An 18,313-nucleotide genomic window follows, 5' to 3' on the forward strand; every position below is an offset into this window, starting at 1 on the left:
TCGGGCGAAGAGTCAGCCCTCGACAAGGCTGCTCAGTCGCTCCGCCCAGGGATGGAGGACGCAGGCGGCTTCCTGCACGGCCGCCCGCATCCGCACGAGGTCGGCGTCGAACGGCCGGCCGTCGCGACAGGTCTCTTCGAGGCGCCGCGCCGCCGCGCCCAGGGTCAACAGGCCCAGGGCGCCGGCTGTGCCGGCGACCTTGTGCGCGTCCTCCAGCAGCGCGGGCCGCTGCTCGTCGAGGAAACGCTGCGCCAGCTGCTCTTGGAACAGACGAACGAGCTTGAGCGTGGTCGCCGGGCCCATGGAGGTCTCGAAGGCCTCCCGGGCCTGCCGCTCCTCGTCGCGCCGGTCGGGGGACGAGGGCTGGACCGGCGGCCCTGCGACGCCGTCGAAGATGCGGACCAGGGCGCGCTCCAGGTCCTGGGGCGCGAGCGGCTTGAGGAGATGACTGTTCATGCCCGCCGCGAGACAGGCGTCCACCTGCTCCGGCGTGCCGCTGGCGGTGAGGGCCAGCACCGGCAGCGACATGAAGCCGGCCGCCCGGATCGCCTGGGTGGCGGCCAGCCCGTCCATCACCGGCATGTGGACGTCCATCAGCACGAGGTCGTAGCGCCCGCCCGTCACCGCCTCGACGGCCTCCTGGCCGTCGCAGGCGAGATGCACCTCGCAGCCGTGCCGCTGCAGCATCTCCTGGAACAGCTCGCGGTTCAGCGCGACGTCGTCGACGACCAGCACCCGACGGCCGAGGAAGCTGGCGCGCCCCTGGGCGGCCTTTTCGCGGCGCGGCGCCATCCGCCCGCGCGGAAGCTCCAGCTGGAACCAGAAGGTCGCGCCCCGGCCGGGCGCGCTCTCCACCCCGACCTCGCCGCCCATCAGCTCGACCAGCTCGCGGGAGATGGCGAGGCCAAGGCCGCTGCCGCCAAAGTTCCGGGTGATGGACCCGTCGGCCTGGGAGAAGCGCCGGAACAGGTTGGGGATCTTCTCCGGCTCGATGCCGATGCCCTGGTCGACGACCTTCACCTTCAGCCAGAGGCGGTCGTCGGGCCGAGGCTCGGTCGCGAGATGGACGGTGATGGCGCCCCTGCCGGCGAACTTCACCGCGTTCGACAGGAAGTTCAGCAGCACCTGGCGCAGGCGGTATTTGTCGCCCACCAGGACGCCGGGATCCTCCCCGGTGATCTTCAGCTCCAGGCCCTTGTCCGTCGCCTGCGGCTCGACCATCGAGAGCGCCTCGGAGACCATGTCCCCGATGCTGAACGGGCGCGCTTCGAGCTGGACCGCGCCCACCTCCAGCTTGGAGAAGTCGAGCACGTCGTTGATCAGACTGTTCAGCGCCTCGCCGGCTCCGCGCACCAGCAGGATCCGCCGCCGGTCCTCGGCGGTCAGGTCCTTGCTTTCCGCCAGCAGGCGCGAGAAGCCGATGACGCCGTTCAGCGGCGTGCGCAGCTCGTGGCTCATGTTGGCGAGGAATTCCGACTTCGCCCGGTTGGCGGCCTCGGCGGCGTCCCGCGCGGTCGTCAACTGCTTCGCCATGGCGGCGAGCGCCTCCCGCGCCTCGATGCTCGCCGTCTGATCCTGGACCTGGGCGATGAGGTGGCGCGGTTCGCCGTCCTGGCCCCGCGCGAGCGATATGGACACGCGCGCCCGCACCGTTCGGCCATCCTTCCTCAGGTAGCGTTTGTCGCGGCTGTAACTCTGGATTTCGCCAGCGATCAGCCGCGCCAGCTGGGCCTCGCCAGGCTCCAGATCGTCGGGACGGGGATAGGCGAGATCCAGAAGTTCGTCTTCCGTGTAGCCGACGATGCCGCAGAACGCCTGATTCATCATCTGGAGCCGGCCCTCCATGCTGACCAGCGCCATGCCGATGGAGGCATGGTGGAAAGCCGTCTCGAACACCTCCATCTGGGCCCGGCGCTCACTGATGTCGTGCATCAGCAAGGTGAAGATCCATCCGTCAGGCGTGCGCATGGCGCTGATCGCCGCCTCCACCGGAAATTCGTCGCCGGCCTTGCGCAGAGCGGTGAGCTCGAGCCTGTGATCGATCCCTGCGCCCTCGCCGGTCTTGCGGAACTGCTCGAGTCCCTCGACGTGGGTCGCGCGATCCCGCGCCGGGAAGATGAAGTCATAGAGGCTGTTTCCGATCACCTCATCGGCGCGCCAACCGAACATCACCTCGGCGAAATGATTCCAGTCCAGCACTCGCCCGAAGGCGTCCATGCAGATGATCGCCTGGTTGGCGTTGGCGATGATGCTGCGTGCGCGCGCCTCGGTTGCGGCCAGTTGCTCTTCGAGGGCGCGTCGCTCGGAAATATCGCGGATTACGGCGATCATTTCGCGCGGCCGTCCAGCCTCGTCGCGGACCAGCCGGAACCGGGTCTCCACCCACACCACCTGGCCATCGTGGTGCTGGGCGCGATGCTGCACGGTGGCTTCTTCCCGGCCCGCCGCCAGTTCGGCGATGGTGGCGGAGAACGGCGGCCGGTCTTCCGGATAGACGAAATCCTGAACGGGCCGGCCGCTCAATTCGTGCGGGCGATAGCCGAGCAGGTCGTGGACGGCAGGTGACACATAGTCTGTAGATCCGTCCAGCTGGATGCTGGTGACCACGTCAGCCATGTTCTCGGCCAACAGCTTGTAGTGCGCCTGGCTCTTCCGCAGCGTTTCGAGCGCACGCTGGCTCTCCGTCACGTCCTGCACCACGCCCAGGAAGGCGACCGGCTCGCCGCGTTCGTCGACTTCGCACGCGCCGACCGAATGCACCTCCCGCACCTCGCCGTCCGGGCGGCGCAACTGCCGGTGTTGATCGTAGCGCCCGTGATCGCGCACGGCCTGATCGAAGTCCGCAAGCGCCTCGGAAGCCGAGCTCGCAAGCAGGGTGAGCAGGGTCTCCGCGCTGAGTGGAGAGTCGGGAGAATGGCCGGTGATCCGATAGATCTCTTCCGACCAGGTGACCGATCCGGATTTCAGGTCGGTCCGCCAGTGACCGACCGCCGACATGGCTTCGGTCATGGCCAGGAGCCGTCGCTGCTCGGCGAGCTCGCGCTCGGCGCGCCCGCGCTCCAACCGGTCGACCGCCAACCGCGCCAGGCTCTGCAGGCGGCCCAGGTCCGCGTTCGATGGCCGCGCTCTGGGCGCCGTGTCGATGACGCCGAGCACTCCCAGATGCCGTCCCTGAGGGCTCGTCATCATGGCGCCGGCATAGAAGCGGACAAAGGGTGGGCCGGTGACCAGCGGATTGACCGCGAAGTGCGGATCCTCGCGCGCGTCCTCGACGACAAAGACGCCGTTGGGCGGCAGGTCCAGCACGTGGGCGAAGAAGGCGTCGCGCGGCGTGGCCGGGGCCTCCAGGCCTTCCTTGAACCATTGACGCTCGCCATCCAGCAGCGAAACGAGCGCGGCCGGCGCCTGCAAGGTGTGGGCTGCAAGCTCCACGATCTCGTCGAACGCCGGCACCGGTGCGGTGTCGAGAATGCGATAGGAGCGGAGCGACTGAAGGCGCTTGCGCTCGGTGTCCGACATGCGCGTCAGGTCCCTAACCCAGTGGCCGGGAGCCTGAGGGAGTCGCACGCAAAAGTATATATGATGCAGGGTCGCACGCCGTGCGGGCGTGGCCCGCTCGATCCGGTCAATGACCCGTGGTGAGGCAAGCGGCCCAGTGAGGGCGACCGCGGCGCCGCTTCCCAAAAAAAGAACGGCCGGGCGGCTCCCTCCGCCCGGCCGCTGGGAGGTTGTCGGCCTCAGCGCGAGCCGAAGGCGTAGCGGGCCGTCACGCCCACTTCGCGGCGCGGGGTCATGGTGGTTTCGAAATAGCCCGAGTTGCGCACCAGCGAGGGGAAGGTGCGGGCGACGGTGCTCGTGGCGTTGTTCACCTGCTGGCGGCCGAGATCCGTCGTTTCCTCGGTGTTGAAGGCGTTGCGGGCGAACAGCGAGACTTCCCAGGCGCCGTCGGCTGCGCGCACGCCGGCATAGAGGTTGACCAGGCTGTAGGCCGGGACGGTGAAGCCAGGCTGCACCCGGTCCGCGTTCTTCGGCGAGTAGCTCACCAGTCCGCGGACGAAACCGTTGACCTTATCCGAGATTGGCCGGGTGTATTCCGACTGCACCGAGCCGCTCCAGTAGGGGTTGCGAGAGACCGAGCCGCCCGCGCATTGGGCGACCAGGACGCCGGCCGGGAATTGCGCGAGGCTGGTCACCGCCCCGGTGTCGGGCGTCCCGTCGAAGTTGGAGTCGTTGCAGGGAAGCTTGCCGCCGCTCACCCGGCCGTCGGAATAGCTGACCTGGGCCGCAATGTTCCAGTCGCGGGTGATTTGGAAGGCGGTGTCGAGGTCGACGCCTTCCACCACCGCGTCGACGCTGGCGGTGAAGTTGAAGGTCGCGAGCGCCGGCCCCGTGCCGTTGTTGCTGATGTAGGGAACCCCCGGGGCGTAGACCAGCAGGTTGTCGAAGGTCTGGCGGTAGGCCGCGAGGTTCACCCAGGCGCGACCGCCGAGGAAGGTCGACTTCACGCCGACTTCGTAGGAACGGGACTTCTCCGACGGGTGGAGGATCAGCGCGTTCAGGACCGCATCCCCGGTGGCGTTGAAGACCCCGGTGCTGGCGACCGGCGGACGGTAGGCGGTTCCGGTGCTCGCATAGGCCATCAGGTCGCGGGTGAAACGGTGCGACAGCGACAGGTTGTAGATCGTCGGGCGCTCGGAGGTGCGCAGGCGAAGGTTCTGCACGATCGCGCCGCCGGGAATGGTGACGTCGCAATATCCGGCATAGGTGCTCGGCAGCCCCGCCGCGGCGCAGGACGGCGCGCCGAGCGTACTGGGCGCCCGGGCGATCAGGCCGTTGCCGGTCCGCAGAATCGCGGCGCTGTTGTTGATCGCGATGATGTGGCGAACGCCCCCGCTGAGCTCCGTCTTCGAGCCCAGGTGCAGCGTCAGGCTGCCGAAGAACGAGGTCTCCTGCTGGGTCTTGGGAACGTCGACGAACAGCGGCGTAATGAAGCGCGTATCCTGGGTCGCGGTGTTGGGCGGCCCGGCGGGCGAGCCGAACGCGCCTGGCAGGAAGGTCGCCGTGCGCCGGACAACACCGCCCGTCCGGGCCCAGTTGTAGAAGACGCCGGCGGTGTAGTCGAAGAGCCGGTTCGGCGCCGGATCGGAGGCGATGCGGATCTCCTGGCTCGTCTGCTCCTGGAAGAGATCGTTGAACTGCAGCGTCCTGATCCCCGGGATGACGTTCCCGTTATCCTCGGAGAGGAAGCTGGTGATGCCCTGGTGCTGGTAGGAGCCGACGTAGCTCAGGTGCTGACCGAAGATCCGCGAGTCGATCTGCGCCGTGGCCACCTCCATGTGCATCTTGATGCTGTTGGGGTTGGCTTGCGCTGACAGGCGCTGGTCCGGCGAGATCGCCGGATTTCCCGTGGCGTTCCCGGGGCCGGACACCTGGTTGAAGCTCGACAGGTCCCTGTCCAGCACGGTGTAGGTGAGGCCGCCGTTGAAGAGGTCGCTGGGCTCGAAGCTCAGGCTCGCCCGCACGGCCTCGGTGACCTGGCGCGGCCGCAGCGGATTGTTGATGCTCCGCACGCCGTCGCCGTCGTTCTCTTCCACAAGGGCCGCGACCCGCATGGCCAGGACGTCCTGGATCAGTGGCACGTTGATCGCGCCGTTGAGGTTGCGCGCCTGACGGTCCGTGGCGGTCACGTCGATATAGCCGCCGAATTCCGACAGCCTCGGCTTCTTCGTCGTGACCGTGATGGCGCCGGACGGCGCCGAGACGCCGCGGGTCGTGCCCTGGGGACCGCGCAGCACCTCGATCTGGCCGACGTCGAACATGGTCTGGAAGAGGAAGGCGGCCTGCATCGGCGCGTCGTTGAGGTAGAGGGCGACCGTCGGCTGTCCGCTCGTCACCACATCGAAGCTCACCCCGCGCAGCGAGGCGCTGGCCTGATAGCCGGTGGCGTTCGCCTGCAGGGTGAGGCCCGGCACCACGGTCTGGATGTCCTGGAAGCGCTGGATGTTCAGCTTCTGCAGGGTGTCGGCCGGGATGGCGTTGACGACCTGCGGCACCTCCTGAAGGCTTTCCGACCGACGGCGGGCGGTCACGACGATCTCGCCGAGCGTGGTGTCCTCGGTCGCTGCGGGAACGGGCGCCTCGACGGCGGATTGGGCGGACGCACCCGTCGCCGCGGCAAGCACCAGCAGGCTCACGCCAGCGGACAGGACTGAAGCTCGTGGTTGCATGTTTCCCCCTGCGCGCGGCCCTGTTTGCTCTGGCCGTCGATCTATGAAGCAAGCGATTGCTTCGTATCGTGCGACCCTGGGGTGGTCAAGGCGTCAGGGTCGGGAGGTCGGGAAAATACCAATCGCTTGCTACATGGTGCTCGCCTGACGCTGGCCGGCCGCAGGCGGCGCCCGATCGGGGGTCTTTCAGGCCGGGTTGGAAGGTCGGTTCGGGGCGCGAAGCGCGCGCGTCGGGCGGCCGGGGACCAGTGTCCGCCGCCGATCTGTGCAGACCTTGGGTCCGTTGCCGGGCGGGCTTCCGCCCAGCCGGCAGATGTCCCGCGCCTGGAGCGGGGGTGTCCGCTTCAGGCGCGGCTTGGATCTGTCGCCGCTAGCGCGCGTAGCCCGCGCAGCCGGACAGGATCTCCGCCCCGGTCTCGACTTGCGCGCTCAGGGGATACTGGGTCGCGCCGATGGCGCAGGACCGGGTCTGCAGGGTCACCTTCATCAGCTGGCCGTCGGCGGCCTTCGCAGACCAGCTGGCGCCCGCGGGGGAGATCGCCGCGCCGGGCGCCGTGGCGAGCAGGGCCGGCTTTCCGGGACGGGTCAGATTGAACTGAGTTCCGCGCGTCACCTTCAGGCTCCAGGTTGGCTTCGCGCCCTGGGCGACGACGTCCCGGCTGAGGTCCAAGGAAGCGGCGCCGGCCGAGGTCGCCACAAGCGCCGCCGTCAGCGCGCTCCCGATCGCCCATACTCTCGTGCTCACGCTCGCTCTCCTGTGCTGCTGGGCCGTCCGAGGAACGATTATGCCCTGATGGTGCTGGATGGGGCAGGGGCTTGGCCGAAGTAGGGCGGGCGCCTTGTCGGAGACCTGACCGCGCAGGGCGCGGCCGCGACGGCTCAGGCGGCCGGCAGGTCTGCCAGGGGCGCCGACCGCGCCGGGCGCTCGCCGCCGGACCTGGCCCAGATCCGCTGGTGCCAGAGGTTGCGGATATGCCGGGCGGCCATCATCCCGAGCTCCGGGTCGCCGTCGAAAATGGCGTCCAGCTCCATGAGCTTCGCCTTTCGCCAGGCGTCGACAAACTCGCGGTGCTCCTCGGTGTCGTCCTGCAGGCTGGAGGGTGAGAAATGCTTCTGGGCGAAGGCCATGTTGATCTGGAAGATCAGCTCGATGTAGGGCGATTTGGTGAGCGCGAATATTTCAGTGCGGCTCTCCTGTTCCAGTTCGGCAATCTGCCCAAACCGGACATCGGCCTTTAGCGCGGCCACGCGCTTGCGGAACTTGGCGGCCATCGCCCTGGCGGCGTCGGTGCGCACGCTCGCCGCCTTGCGGAGCACTTCGACCCAGAGCACCGAAGCGATCACCGTCACGTCCTGGGCGTCCATGTCGAGCGTGTCGAGATAGGCGCTGACCGCCGCCTCGATCGTGCTCAGGCCCGGACGCGCGACGAAGTATCCGCCATTCAGCCCGCGACGGACGCGAAGCAGCCCCTCCCGTTCAAGCAGGCGCGCGACTTGCCGCACAGTCGCGCGCGAGACCCCGAGCGCGGCCACAAGATGATCTTCGCTGCCCAGGAGAGCGCCCGGCTCGCCCGCCAAGGACATCGCCCTGAGCTTGGCGGCCGCGGCGTCGATTGTGGATCTTACCGGTTTCGTGCTCACCGTAGATTCACAAGCATACGCGTCACGCCCGGTCCAGCGCCCACCGCCGTTTGGAGTGTGGGCGCCGGGCTCGCGGCCATCACCCGCCGACATAGACCTTCAACAGCTCGAACAGATAATCCCGCCCCTCGTAAAGGGCGCGGACCTGCATGCGTTCGTTGAGGCCGTGGACGCCGCCGCCGTCGGCGTCGCGGAAGACGCCGGGGACGCCGTAGATCGGGACCTTGGCCGGGCCGAGATAGACCGCGTCGGTGGCGCCGGCCGAAATGCTGGGGACCAGGGGGACGCCGGGGAAATGCTTGGCGGCCAGGGTGCGCATCGGGCCGATCACCTTCGGGTCCAGGGCGGTCACGGCGGCCAGCGGCTTGTCGGGATCGGTGGCCTCCACCTTCACGCCTGGGTCGGCGACCAGGCGGACCAGGGTCTGGCGGGTCTCCTCGACGGTCTCGCCGGGGAAGATGCGGCAGTTGATGTTGGCCGTGGCGCGCTGGGGCAGGGCGTTGGGCGCGTGGCCGGCCGCGAGCTGGGTGGCGACGCAGTTGGTGTGCAGGATGGCGTTGACGTCCGCGTCGGTCATGGCGACGCGCGCGGCCTCCGCGTCGGCCGGATCGGCGAATAGGCGGGAGAGCGCCTGGCCGACCGCATCGCCGCGCGCCGCTCGCGGCGCCAGGGAGGCGCGCGTCGTCTCGGTGAGCTTCACCGGGAAGACGTAGGGCCTGACCTTCTCCAGCGCGTCGGCCAGCTGGTAGATGGCGTTGTCGGGCCGGGGCCGCGAGGAGTGGCCGCCCGGATTGGTCACGGTCAGCCGATAGTCCTGATAGGCCTTCTGTCCGACCTGGACGGTGAGCATCTCGCGCCGGCCCTGTTCGTCCAGCCGCCCGCCGCCGCCTTCGTTCAGCCCGAAGTCCGCCGCCACCAGGTCGGGCCGCTGGGTCGCCAGCCAGCGGGCGCCGTTGAAGGCCCCGTCCGTCTCCTCGCCGCAGGTCAGGGCCATCTTCAGCGTTCGGCGCGGCGGCCGCGGCGCCTGCTTCAGGCGGATCAGGCTGTCGACCCAGATGGCGTCGAGGCCCTTCATGTCGGCCGTCCCGCGCCCGAAGAAGTGGCCGTTCTCCTCCACCAGCACGAAGGGGTCGCGGGTCCAGTCCTCGCGACGCGCCTCGACCACGTCGATGTGGCCGAGCAGCAGGATGGCGCCGGCCTTGGGATCGGAGCCTTTCAGCACCGCCACCAGCCCGCCATCCTTGGGATGGGCGGGGTCGGCGAAATAGGTCAGGTCGGAGGCTGCGAAGCCGGCCTGGGCCAGGCGGGCTCCCATCTTCTGCGCGGCCTCGGTGCAGCTGCCGGCGGAGAGGGTGGTGTTGGTCTCGACCAGCTCCTTATAGACGGCCCGGAACTGGACCTGGTCCGGCCGCAGGGGCGGCGCCTGGGCCGCAGCGCTCCCCGCCAGAAGACCCAGGCTCGCCGCCGCCGCCGCCAGTACGCGCATGCTCACTCTCCCGCACAGGTTGGTCATGATGCACAGCGCCGTGCGGGCGGAAAGCGGCGCCTGTCGGCTTGAGCGCGACGCCCGCATTTGTCCCGATCCCTAGGCATGGCCGGGTGAGACACTTGCGTCCACCCCAGGGGTGAGCCCACAATCTTTCCACAGAGTTGTGGAGAGGCCGGGCCGGCCGCCGCGCAAGAACGATCGGGAGGATGGACGATGGACTTCGGACTGGCGGGCAAGGTGGTGATCGTGACCGGGGCGACGGCCAACATCGGCCGCGCGGTGGCGCTGGAGTTCGCCGCCGAGGGCGCGCGGGTGGTCGCGGTCGGGCGAGACGAGGCCGCCGGCGCGCGGGTGGTCGAGCAGGCCAGGGCGCGCGGCGCCGACCAGGCGGTGTTCGTCCGCGCCGATCTGCTCGATCATCAGTCGCCGGCGCGGATCCTTGATGCGGCCGAGGCGCTCGGGCCGGTGGCGGTGCTGGTCAACAATGTCGGCGGCAACGTCGGCTCGGGCCTCTTCGTCGATTCCGATCCCGAGACCTGGGCCGGCGACGTGGACCTCAACTTCATGACCACGCTCAGGATGACCCATCCGGTGGTGAAGCGCATGGTCGCGCGCGGGGCGGGGCGGATCGTCAACATCGGCTCCACCGCCGGCTTGGTCGGCGATTACATGCTGCCGGTCTATTCGGCGGCGAAGAGCGCCGTGCACGGCTTCACCCGGGTGCTGGCCAAGGAGGTCGGCCAGCACGGGATCACGGTCAATTGCGTGGCGCCCTACGGCACGGTCTCGGACGACCCGGAGGCCTTCAGCAGCGGCAGCCGCTTCAACCGCGAGACCGGCTTCCTGGCGACGGCCTTCAAGGGGCTGGACCCGGCGGAGAACGCCAAGCGGTCGCGCAAGGGCGTGCTCACCCGCGGCATCGCCAAGCCGGAGGAGATCGCCGCGGCGGTGGTCTATCTCGCCTCGGATCGCGCCGCCTTCGTCACCGGCCAGGTCTTCCAGGTCGACGGCGGAACCCTGCTCTGAGATCATTGGTTTCCGACAGGGAGGACGGCCGCATGATCCGCCTGATCGATCACGTGAACATCGCCACCGAGAAGCTGGCCGAGACCCGCGACTTCTTCGTCGAGGTCCTCGGCCTGGAGGAGGGGCCGCGGCCGGACTTCGGCGGCTTCGAAGGCTATTGGCTCTACGCCGGCGGACGGCCGATCGTGCATCTTCAGAAGGCTCGCGGACCGGCGGGACCGTCGAACGTGAGCGCGCTCAACCACGCGGCCTTCGAGGTCGGCGATCTCGACGCCATGGCCGCCCGGCTGGACGCGCACGGCGTGACCTACAAGATGATGCAGGTCCCCGGCGCGCCGGTGCGGCAGATGTTCCTCGAGGATCCGAACGGGGTGATGGTGGAGCTGAACTCGCCGCGGCCGATCTGACGGCGGCGCAGCCGAACGCCCCCTCAGTCGCTTCGCGACAGCTCCCCCGCAGGCGGGGGATCAGCTCGGCCCCGCTCCTCCACCGCGTAGCGGGGGAGGTGGCTCGCGTAGCGAGACGGAGGGGGCGTTCGGCCGCTATCTCACGGCTTCAGCATGCCGTCGGTTCGCAGCATCCGCTGCCATTCGGTGCGGAAGCGCTCGATCACCCGTTCGGTCGCCTCCTGCGGACGCACGCGGTTCTTGAAGACGCGCGGGCCGATGATGGCGCTGGTGATCAGGATGACGCAGAAGATCTCGGCGTCGAACGGCGCGTCGCCGTGCGCCTCGGCGAGGTTGCCCTGCACGCCCTTCACCAGGCCGTCCCAGTGGGGATAGCTCTCGTGGATGTCGCCGGGGGAGACGAAGTCCTCGATCCACAGCTTGATGAGCTCGGGGTTCTCCAGGACGAAGCGGCTGATGTAGTCGATCCGCTCCGCCTGGGAGCCGATCGGCTGGAAGGCCCTGGCGAGCTGCGCCGACGACCAGGCCTTCACCGCGGCGATCAGAACGTCGCGGCTCTCGAAGTGATAATAGACGGTGGTGCGGTTGACGTTCATCGCGCGCGCCAGGGCTGAGACCGACAGCGCTTCCACCCCGGTCTCCGAGATCAAGCGCACCGCCGTCTCGATCATCTCCTGATGGGTTTCTTCGAACGCCTTGTTGCGCCGTTGGGGGGTGGCCTCAGCTGAGCTCATCTCGTGCGTTCGATCCTGATCCTGCGATCCAAGCTAGCCTGATGCGCGGCGCCGATGCCAGCGCGGCGGCCCGCCCGCCTATGGTCAAGCTTGCCCACAGGCCTGTTGTATTTGCGACAGGTCTGTTGTAAATATCGACCAGCAGACAGAGACCGGGCCGTGGCGCCTGGCGGCTTCAGGGAGGTGACCGATGAACGTGCAGGCTCCGCAATTCCTCACGATCAAGGGCGAAGATCCCGCCGGCCTGGGCACTGCCCCGGTCCCGGCCGGCCCCTACTACCGCGACGACTGGTTCGAGCTGGAGCGGGAGGCGATCTTCAAGCGCACCTGGCTGCACATCGGCCATGTCTGCGAACTGCCTGAGCCCGGCAGCTTCATTGTCCGGTCGCTGGACTTCGCCAAGGCTTCCATCCTGATCACCCGCGGCAAGGACGGCGTCATCCGCGCCTTCCACAATGTCTGCACCCATCGCGGCACCCAGCTGGTCGCCGAGACCGATGGCAGGAAGGCGTCCTTCACCTGCCGCTATCACGCCTGGACCTTCGGCAATGACGGCGCGCTCCGCGCCGCGCCGGACATGGAGCGCTTCTATGTCGAGGCGAAGGACTGCGGCCTGCCCAAGGTCGCGGTCGACGTCTGCGCCGGGTTGATCTTCGTCAATCTCGATCCTGAGCCCAAGCAGGGCCTGGCGGACTTCATCGGGCCGCTGGCCGAGGAGATGGCGACCCGGCCCGTCGCCAAGGCGACGACCTTCTCGGAGTACGTCTACGAGATCGAGGCCAACTGGAAGCTGACCTACGACAATTTCCAGGAGAACTACCACCTGCGGTTCATTCACCCGCGGTCAGGCGCCGCCGCGGGCGGGCCGGACAATCCGTTCGGCTACCCGGTCGAGTACGGCTTCCACGGCCAGCACCGTACGCAGCTGATCTGGAGCAACCCCGCCCCCCAGGTCACGCCGATCCAGGCCTACGCCATGGGCAAGGCCATGCCGCTGGCCTACGCCGAGGCCGACGTGGCGCCGAGCCGGCTCGACAAGCAGTACTTCGCCCTCTTCCCGAACTTCTTCCTGTTCGGCTCGCCGGGCACCCACTTCTCGCACACGGTCTTCCCGATCTCGGCCACCCGGTCGCGCGGGGTCATCCGGCTCTACTGGGTCGGCGACGACGACAGCGCGAGCCGGCGGTTCTCCCGCGAGTACCAGATGGCTACGGCGCTCGACATCCACGCGGAAGACCGCGCGGTCATCGAGGCGGGGCAGCGGGGCCTGAACAGCGGCGCCCTGCGGCACATCCACCTGCAGTCCCAGGAGGTGCTGCTGCGTCACCTGCTGCATGAGGTCACCAAGGCGGTGGACGCCTACAGGGCCGAGCTGGTCGGCGAAGGAGAAGCGAAGTGAGCGCCGCGACGTCTCGACTTCCGTCCGGCTTCGAGGCCCTGGAGCCGTTCGCGGACGCCTGGGCCGTCGAGGGGGCCAACAACCGCCTCCAGCGCCGGCTGACCAGCTCTGAGGCCGAGCAGGTCGCCTTCTTCAACGCCGCCAAGGATCTGCTGCCCGCGGCGCTGACCTATCTCGACCGCAAGCCGCTGGGTCAGTTCGACGCGGTGGAAAGGCGGCTGATGAACCTGTTTCTCACCTTCGCGCACGTTTCGCTGGCGGTGGAGACCCAGGGCGACGACGAGCCCAAGCACGCCGAGGGCGCGCGGCATATCACGATCACGCGGGCGCCGGCGGACCGCCACCCTTAGACATCCGCCGCGGAACGTTGTTCGCATATCGTCCGTTACCGCTCAGCTGAATCCGAGGAGCGGCGGCCGATGCAGAACAAACATCCGGAGCGGCGCGAGGCTGAGCGCCGCGCCTTCGAGACCTGTCGGACCATCGACGTCACCGACGGGAAGGCGATGCGCTTTTGGTCAAGTCGCCTGGGCGTCACCCCGGAAGAGATCGCCGCGGTGGTGAAGGAGGTGGGGCCGAACACCACCGCCGTCGCCCTGAAGCTGGAAGCCCCGCACCAGGAGCGGATCGTTCCGCCGAGCCTTTCGCTGCGGTAGATCATTCGGGGCCGGGCGTGTTCTCGTGGCCATTTTTCCCGCGTCTAAGAGGCTGATGAGTCTGTGAAATCCCGTCGCGCCAGACGCGTGCGACGGGAATGTCACAGTCAAGGCTCAACCTGCGACTGTGTCGAAGTCGCCACAGGCTGATGCCGGAATGCTCGATCCGTGAGCTGAACTGTTGCCGGTGCAGGCGTCGCGGGGCTAGGACGCCCCTCTTCCGCTCCACCCGGGAACTAAAAAATGAAAATGTCTCTCCTCGCCACCGCCGCCGCCGTGACCCTCGCTCTCGGCGCGACCGCCGCCCAAGCGCAAGTCGCCGCCGGCCACGTCGGCGTGAACTACGCCCGCACCAACGTCGACGTCGCCGGCCCGAACCCCGACCTCGACAACTACCAGATCGAAGGCGCGACCCTGTTCGACCTTGGTCGGGTCAACCTGCTGATCGACGGCGCCGTGACCGACGTCGGCGGCGACGTCGATGACGTGGTCGACTACGCCTTCACCGGCCACCTCAACGGCAAGCTCGGCGAGTCGATCGTCGGCGGCTTCGGCGGCGTCTACGCCACCCGGGACCTGACCGTCTGGAGCGCCGGCGTCGAAGGCCAAGCGGCCCTCGCCCCGAACGTGACCCTGTACGGCCAAGCCGGCTACGGCTACTCGGACGAGCTGGACCAGGCCAACCTGTGGGCCGTCCGCGGTGAAGCCCGTTACTTCTTCAACGACAACGTGAAGCTGCAAGGCGCGGCTGGCTGGTCGAAGGTCGATACCGACAATGTCGGCAGCTACGACACCTGGACCGTCGGCGTCGAAGGCGAATACCAGTTCGCCGGCACGCCCTGGAGCGTCCTGGCCGGCTACGAGCATGCCGACTCGAGCGACCTCGACGTGAAGTCGAACACCTTCCGCGTCGGCGGCCGCTACACCTTCGGTGGTCAGACCCTGAAGGCGCGCGATGCGTCGGGCGCCGACCTCGGTTCGGTCCGGAAGCTGTTCACCGGCGTCACCGGCTTCTAAGCGGCGTCCTCGCGCCTTCGGGCGCGGGGACTTCGGCTTTGATCGCCAGGAAGCCCCCTTCGCCTCGCGGCGGAGGGGGCTTTCGCGTTTTCAGAGCTTCACCTTGAAGCTCTCCAGCCCCGCCACGCCGGCGTCATAGGCGAACAGCGAGCCGGCCAGGCGGTCGGACTCGGTCGTCATCATCGCCGCGGTGGTGATGAAGAGGGTGTCCAGCTGGGGTCCGCCGAAGGCGCAGGTGGTGACATTGCGCGCCGGGATCTCCAGCACCTGGTCGATCTCGCCCTCGGGTGTGACGCAGACCACGCAGCCGCCGCCGAAGCGGCAATTCCACAACCGGCCCTGGGCGTCGATCGAGGAGCCGTCCGGAAGGCCCCGCTCGAAGCCGGTGAAGAACGGCCGCTCGTTGGCGATCTCGCCGGCGGCCTCGTCGTAGTCGTAGGCCCAGATGGTGTTCTGCAGGGTGTCGCCGAAATAGAAGGTCTTGCGGTCGGGCGACCAGCAGACGGTGTTGGAGATGCCAAGCTCGCGCTTCTGCTCCGTCACGCGGCCGCCGGGTTGCAGCCGGTGCAGCACCCCATGGCCGAAGGCGACCTCGCCCGGCTCGCCGTTCGGCCCGACATTGTTGGCCATGGTGCCGATCCAGAAGTCGCCGTTCGGCGCCGCGCGGCCATCATTCAGGCGGGCGGTCGGCCATTCGGCGAGCCTGAAGCCATGATCGCGCCGGCTGTCGTCGTCCGGCCGCCAGAGGATCAGCCTGGAGGCCAGCGCCACCAGCCACAGGCCCGGCGTCTCGGTCAGCGACAGGGCGGCGACCGGTTCGTCGAAATACCAGCTGGAGACCCGCTCGGCGGCGTCGATTCGATGGATCAGGAAACGGTTCACGTCGCACCAGTAGAGCGCCGCCTCGCCGGGACTCCAGGTCGCCGCCTCGCCGCACTTGTCGCCCACCGGCGCCACGCACTGCAGCCGCTCGTTCATCGCATTACTCCTACTTAAGCGGAGAGACCCTAGACCGAGCTCTCCTGAGGAGGGAAGTCGGCGCCGACTGCAGGCGCCGCTGTTCGTACAAAAAAGCCCCGCTCGGCTTCGAGCGAGGCTTTCTGCAGGCACGTCATGTCGGCCGTCGTTAGAGCGTTCGGCGGCCCACGATGGCATGGTAGATGAACAGCACCACCACGGCGCCGACGATGGCGACGAGAATGCTGTAGATATTGAGGCCGGTGACTCCGGCGGCGCCAAAGCGGGTGAACAGGAAGCCGCCGACGAACGCGCCGACGACGCCGAGCAGCAGGTCGAGCACGAGGCCGCCGCCGGTCTTGTTCACGAGCTTGCTGGCGATGAAGCCGGCGATCAGGCCCAGCACGATCCAGGCGAGGATGGACATCAGACATTCTCCAATGACGCCGGCTTGAGAACGAGGTTCGCGAGCCGGCCGACGCCGCAAAAAAGCCCTCACATGCCGATTGGGTTCCCGCCCCCTCAATTCAAGCCCCGGGACGTCGGCGGCGCAACGATAGACGCCGCCAGGGGTTCTGGTCCGAGCGTGTCGCTGCAACCCAGGAGACCTTCTTGCGCAAGACGATCATCGCAAAGACCATGATGGCGGCGTCCGCCTTCGCCATCGTGGCCGCCCCGATCGCCGCCGAGGCGGCCCCGAAGCAGCGCCATCTGGTCTGCGACACCAAAAGCGCGGTTCGCCGTAACGCCAACAACGGCACGGTCATCGGCGCCGTCGGCGGCGGCCTGCTCGGCAACGCCATCGGCAAGAACACCACCGGCACCCTGATCGGCGCCGGCGCCGGCGCGGTGGCCGGCCACGAGATCGCCAAGAACCGCGCCAAGAAGAAGTGCCACTACGTCTATCGCTAAGCCGTCATCGCTGAATGGTCACGGCGCCGCGCCCGGCTTCACGCATAGCCAGCGGGCGCGGTGCCGGTGCTGGATGTTGTCCACCCAGCCGCTCACCCGCGGGTTCACCAGGCTCCGGCTGACGCCGAAATAGACCGGCGCGATGGCGTCGTCGTTCAGCATGGTCTGCTCCGCCTGCCCCAGCAGGGCGGTCCGGCGCTTCGCATCAGGCTCCTGGTCGGCGGCGGCGAGCAGGGCGTCGTAGGCGGGATTCTTATAGTCGCCGTAGTTCTGCGCCCCGGTGCTGGACTGGAAGAGGCCCAGGAAGGTCAGCGGGTCGTTGAAGTCGCCGATCCAGCTCACCAGGGCGACCTGGAAGTTCCGCGACCTCAAGTCGGCGAAGAGGATCTGGCCTTCGGACTGCATGGTGCGAACCTCGACCCCGACGGCCCGCCAATCGGCCTGCACCGCCTGCGCCAGCAGCAGGCTGTCCGTCAGGGTTGCGGTCTTCAGCTCGATCTTGAGCGGCCGGTCCGGCCCATATCCCGCCTGGGCGAGCAGCGCCCGCGCTTCCGCCTGGCGCGCGGCGAAGGTCTTGCGCGCCCAGATGGCGGCGGGCCCCGGCTCGGCGTTCGCCGTGCCTGGCGGAACGAAGCCGTAGGCCGGGAGCTGCCCGGCGCGGAGCAGCTTGCGAGCGATGAACTCGCGGTCGACCGACTCCGACAGGGCGCGCCGCACCCGCGGGTCCCGGAAGGGGCCGGGGTCGTGGGTATTGAAGGTCATGTAGGCGCTCATCAGCCAGACGTGCGTGCGGGCGTAGCCCGGCATGACCTCGCGGATGTGCTGCAGGCGGTTCGACTGGAACTGGGTGGTGACGTCGAGCTCGCCACGGGCCACGCGCCGCTCGGCGGCCACATAGTCCGGGGTCGGATAATAGTCGATCCGGTCGACGCAGACGTGGGCGGCGTCGAAGAAGCGGGGGTTCTTCTCGACGGTCATGCGGTCGCCCAGTCGCCAGGAGACCAGCCGGTAGGCGCCGTTGGAGACATGGCGGCCCGGCTGGATCCAGGCGTCCCCATGGCGCCGAACCACATGGGCCGGGACCGGGTAGAAGCTGTTGTGGGTGAGCAGCTGGGGCAGGTAGGGGGCCGGGTGTTCGAGCCGCAGCTCCAGGGTCCGCGCATCGAGGGCGCGGGCGCCGATGGCCGGGGGCGGCGCCGTTCCGGCGGTCGCCGCAGCCCCGTTCTTCAGGATCTGCACCATGTAGGCGTAGGGCGAGCCGGTTTTCGGATCGAGGATCCGCCGGTAGGCGAAGACGAAATCGTCGGCCGTCACCGGGGTCCCGTCGGACCAGAGCGCCGGCTGCAGGTGGAAGGTCCAGGTCAAGCCGTCCGCGCTGGTCTCCCACCGCTCCGCCATCCCCGGGATCGTCTTGCCGTCGGCGGCCTCGGTGGTCAGCCCCATCATCAGGTCGCCGATCACCAGGTCTTCGGAGATGAGCTGGGCGATCGACGGGTCGAGCGTCGCCGGCTCGGTGTCGTTGCCGTACTGCAGGCAGACCTTGCCGGCGGCACAGGCCGGCCGCTGCGGGGCGTCTTGGCAGGCGCTCAGCGCCAGGGCGGCGATCAGCAGAAGGCGCGCGAACGGACGGAGCGGTTTGGGCGCCAAGACGGCCTCATGCGGGCGAAGAGGCGTGCATCACGCCTCGGACGCGACCGCTTGTCGAGGGGCTCGGCTGTTGCGGCGGCCCCCTCCACCGCTTCGCGGTCCCCCTCCCCCAAGGGGGGAGGAGAGTCGAGGTTGCAGCGTCCCTCTCCTCCCCCTCCGGGGGAGGGGGACCCCGAAGGGGTGGAGGGGGGCCTGCCGTCC

General features: G+C 68.6%; 16 protein-coding genes. 7 read left to right on the forward strand and 9 right to left on the reverse strand.

The annotated features are described in order from the left end of the window. Positions 1-12: 12 nt before the first annotated feature. The 5 genes from ACSQ2B_RS18940 to ACSQ2B_RS18960 all read right to left on the reverse strand — a co-directional run bounded on the left by ACSQ2B_RS18940 (position 13) and on the right by ACSQ2B_RS18960 (position 9,354). A complete protein-coding gene (locus ACSQ2B_RS18940; protein WP_436052195.1) occupies positions 13-3,519 on the reverse strand; it encodes a PAS domain S-box protein in 3,507 nt (1,168 codons plus the stop codon). A 218-nt stretch (positions 3,520-3,737) separates the two neighbouring features. After that, positions 3,738-6,227: a TonB-dependent receptor gene (locus ACSQ2B_RS18945; RefSeq protein WP_436052197.1), complete on the reverse strand. Its 2,490-nt coding sequence runs from the start codon at positions 6,225-6,227 to the stop codon at positions 3,738-3,740. Positions 6,228-6,597: 370 nt separating this feature from the next. Next, the gene (locus ACSQ2B_RS18950) at positions 6,598-6,972 is read right to left on the reverse strand and encodes a hypothetical protein (protein WP_436052199.1); all 375 of its coding nucleotides are present in this window, start codon (positions 6,970-6,972) and stop codon (positions 6,598-6,600) included. A gap of 134 nt (positions 6,973-7,106) precedes the next feature. Further along, the gene (locus ACSQ2B_RS18955; protein ID WP_436052200.1) at positions 7,107-7,868 is read right to left on the reverse strand and encodes a FadR/GntR family transcriptional regulator; all 762 of its coding nucleotides are present in this window, start codon (positions 7,866-7,868) and stop codon (positions 7,107-7,109) included. Positions 7,869-7,947: 79 nt separating this feature from the next. Further along, complete coding sequence (locus ACSQ2B_RS18960; RefSeq protein ID WP_436052202.1) at positions 7,948-9,354, reverse strand: M20/M25/M40 family metallo-hydrolase; 1,407 nt, start codon at positions 9,352-9,354, stop codon at positions 7,948-7,950. A 216-nt stretch (positions 9,355-9,570) separates the two neighbouring features. Here ACSQ2B_RS18960 and ACSQ2B_RS18965 point away from each other — a divergent pair, with 216 nt between their 5' ends. Both ACSQ2B_RS18965 and ACSQ2B_RS18970 read left to right on the forward strand, forming a co-directional pair. Continuing rightward, complete coding sequence (locus tag ACSQ2B_RS18965) at positions 9,571-10,383, forward strand: SDR family NAD(P)-dependent oxidoreductase (protein ID WP_436052204.1); 813 nt, start codon at positions 9,571-9,573, stop codon at positions 10,381-10,383. 32 nt (positions 10,384-10,415) lie between these two features. Continuing rightward, positions 10,416-10,790 (forward strand): VOC family protein, encoded by a 375-nt coding sequence (locus ACSQ2B_RS18970; RefSeq protein ID WP_436052206.1) that lies wholly within the window; start codon positions 10,416-10,418, stop codon positions 10,788-10,790. A 140-nt stretch (positions 10,791-10,930) separates the two neighbouring features. Here ACSQ2B_RS18970 and ACSQ2B_RS18975 read toward each other — a convergent pair whose 3' ends face one another. Further along, the gene (locus ACSQ2B_RS18975; RefSeq protein ID WP_436052208.1) at positions 10,931-11,524 is read right to left on the reverse strand and encodes a TetR/AcrR family transcriptional regulator; all 594 of its coding nucleotides are present in this window, start codon (positions 11,522-11,524) and stop codon (positions 10,931-10,933) included. 190 nt (positions 11,525-11,714) lie between these two features. On the opposite strand from ACSQ2B_RS18975, the gene ACSQ2B_RS18980 reads away from it, so the two are divergent. From ACSQ2B_RS18980 to ACSQ2B_RS18995, 4 genes are all read left to right on the forward strand, one after another. Further along, a complete protein-coding gene (locus ACSQ2B_RS18980) occupies positions 11,715-12,923 on the forward strand; it encodes an aromatic ring-hydroxylating oxygenase subunit alpha (protein ID WP_436052210.1) in 1,209 nt (402 codons plus the stop codon). Then, positions 12,920-13,273, forward strand: coding sequence for a hypothetical protein (locus ACSQ2B_RS18985; protein ID WP_436052212.1), 354 nt, complete (start codon positions 12,920-12,922; stop codon positions 13,271-13,273). Before ACSQ2B_RS18980 ends, ACSQ2B_RS18985 begins: the two co-directional genes overlap by 4 nt. Before the next feature lie 69 nt (positions 13,274-13,342). Then, positions 13,343-13,579, forward strand: a complete 237-nt coding sequence (locus ACSQ2B_RS18990) for a DUF3606 domain-containing protein (protein WP_436052214.1) — start codon at positions 13,343-13,345, stop codon at positions 13,577-13,579. A 243-nt stretch (positions 13,580-13,822) separates the two neighbouring features. Then, positions 13,823-14,596: an outer membrane protein gene (locus ACSQ2B_RS18995; protein WP_436052215.1), complete on the forward strand. Its 774-nt coding sequence runs from the start codon at positions 13,823-13,825 to the stop codon at positions 14,594-14,596. 90 nt (positions 14,597-14,686) lie between these two features. Here the strand turns inward: ACSQ2B_RS18995 and ACSQ2B_RS19000 are convergent, their stop codons facing one another. Beyond that, on the reverse strand, positions 14,687-15,574 hold the full coding sequence (locus tag ACSQ2B_RS19000; protein WP_436052217.1) for an SMP-30/gluconolactonase/LRE family protein: 888 nt from the start codon (positions 15,572-15,574) through the stop codon (positions 14,687-14,689). Between the two features lie 148 nt (positions 15,575-15,722). After that, positions 15,723-15,980 carry a GlsB/YeaQ/YmgE family stress response membrane protein gene (locus ACSQ2B_RS19005; RefSeq protein ID WP_436052219.1) on the reverse strand — a complete coding sequence of 86 codons (258 nt, stop codon included), beginning with the start codon at positions 15,978-15,980 and terminating at the stop codon, positions 15,723-15,725. Positions 15,981-16,165: 185 nt separating this feature from the next. On the opposite strand from ACSQ2B_RS19005, the gene ACSQ2B_RS19010 reads away from it, so the two are divergent. Next, positions 16,166-16,465, forward strand: coding sequence for a glycine zipper 2TM domain-containing protein (locus ACSQ2B_RS19010; RefSeq protein WP_436052220.1), 300 nt, complete (start codon positions 16,166-16,168; stop codon positions 16,463-16,465). Positions 16,466-16,483: 18 nt separating this feature from the next. Here the strand turns inward: ACSQ2B_RS19010 and ACSQ2B_RS19015 are convergent, their stop codons facing one another. Next, on the reverse strand, positions 16,484-18,112 hold the full coding sequence (locus tag ACSQ2B_RS19015) for a peptide ABC transporter substrate-binding protein (RefSeq protein ID WP_436052222.1): 1,629 nt from the start codon (positions 18,110-18,112) through the stop codon (positions 16,484-16,486). Between the last annotated feature and the right edge of the window lie 201 nt (positions 18,113-18,313).

The sequence above is a fragment of the Phenylobacterium sp. LjRoot225 genome (genome assembly GCF_964252855.1).
In the GTDB taxonomy this organism is placed as follows: Bacteria; Pseudomonadota; Alphaproteobacteria; order Caulobacterales; family Caulobacteraceae; genus Phenylobacterium.

Coding starts and splice junctions, on each gene's coding strand:
- ACSQ2B_RS18980 (WP_436052210.1), top strand. CDS start 11,715: ATGAACGTGCAGGCTCCGCAATTCCTCACGATCAAGGGCGAAGATCCC.
- ACSQ2B_RS18945 (WP_436052197.1), bottom strand. CDS start 6,227: ATGCAACCACGAGCTTCAGTCCTGTCCGCTGGCGTGAGCCTGCTGGTG.
- ACSQ2B_RS18970 (WP_436052206.1), top strand. CDS start 10,416: ATGATCCGCCTGATCGATCACGTGAACATCGCCACCGAGAAGCTGGCC.
- ACSQ2B_RS18940 (WP_436052195.1), bottom strand. CDS start 3,519: ATGTCGGACACCGAGCGCAAGCGCCTTCAGTCGCTCCGCTCCTATCGC.
- ACSQ2B_RS18960 (WP_436052202.1), bottom strand. CDS start 9,354: ATGCGCGTACTGGCGGCGGCGGCGGCGAGCCTGGGTCTTCTGGCGGGG.
- ACSQ2B_RS19005 (WP_436052219.1), bottom strand. CDS start 15,980: ATGTCCATCCTCGCCTGGATCGTGCTGGGCCTGATCGCCGGCTTCATC.
- ACSQ2B_RS19000 (WP_436052217.1), bottom strand. CDS start 15,574: ATGAACGAGCGGCTGCAGTGCGTGGCGCCGGTGGGCGACAAGTGCGGC.
- ACSQ2B_RS18975 (WP_436052208.1), bottom strand. CDS start 11,524: ATGAGCTCAGCTGAGGCCACCCCCCAACGGCGCAACAAGGCGTTCGAA.
- ACSQ2B_RS18995 (WP_436052215.1), top strand. CDS start 13,823: ATGAAAATGTCTCTCCTCGCCACCGCCGCCGCCGTGACCCTCGCTCTC.
- ACSQ2B_RS18965 (WP_436052204.1), top strand. CDS start 9,571: ATGGACTTCGGACTGGCGGGCAAGGTGGTGATCGTGACCGGGGCGACG.
- ACSQ2B_RS18990 (WP_436052214.1), top strand. CDS start 13,343: ATGCAGAACAAACATCCGGAGCGGCGCGAGGCTGAGCGCCGCGCCTTC.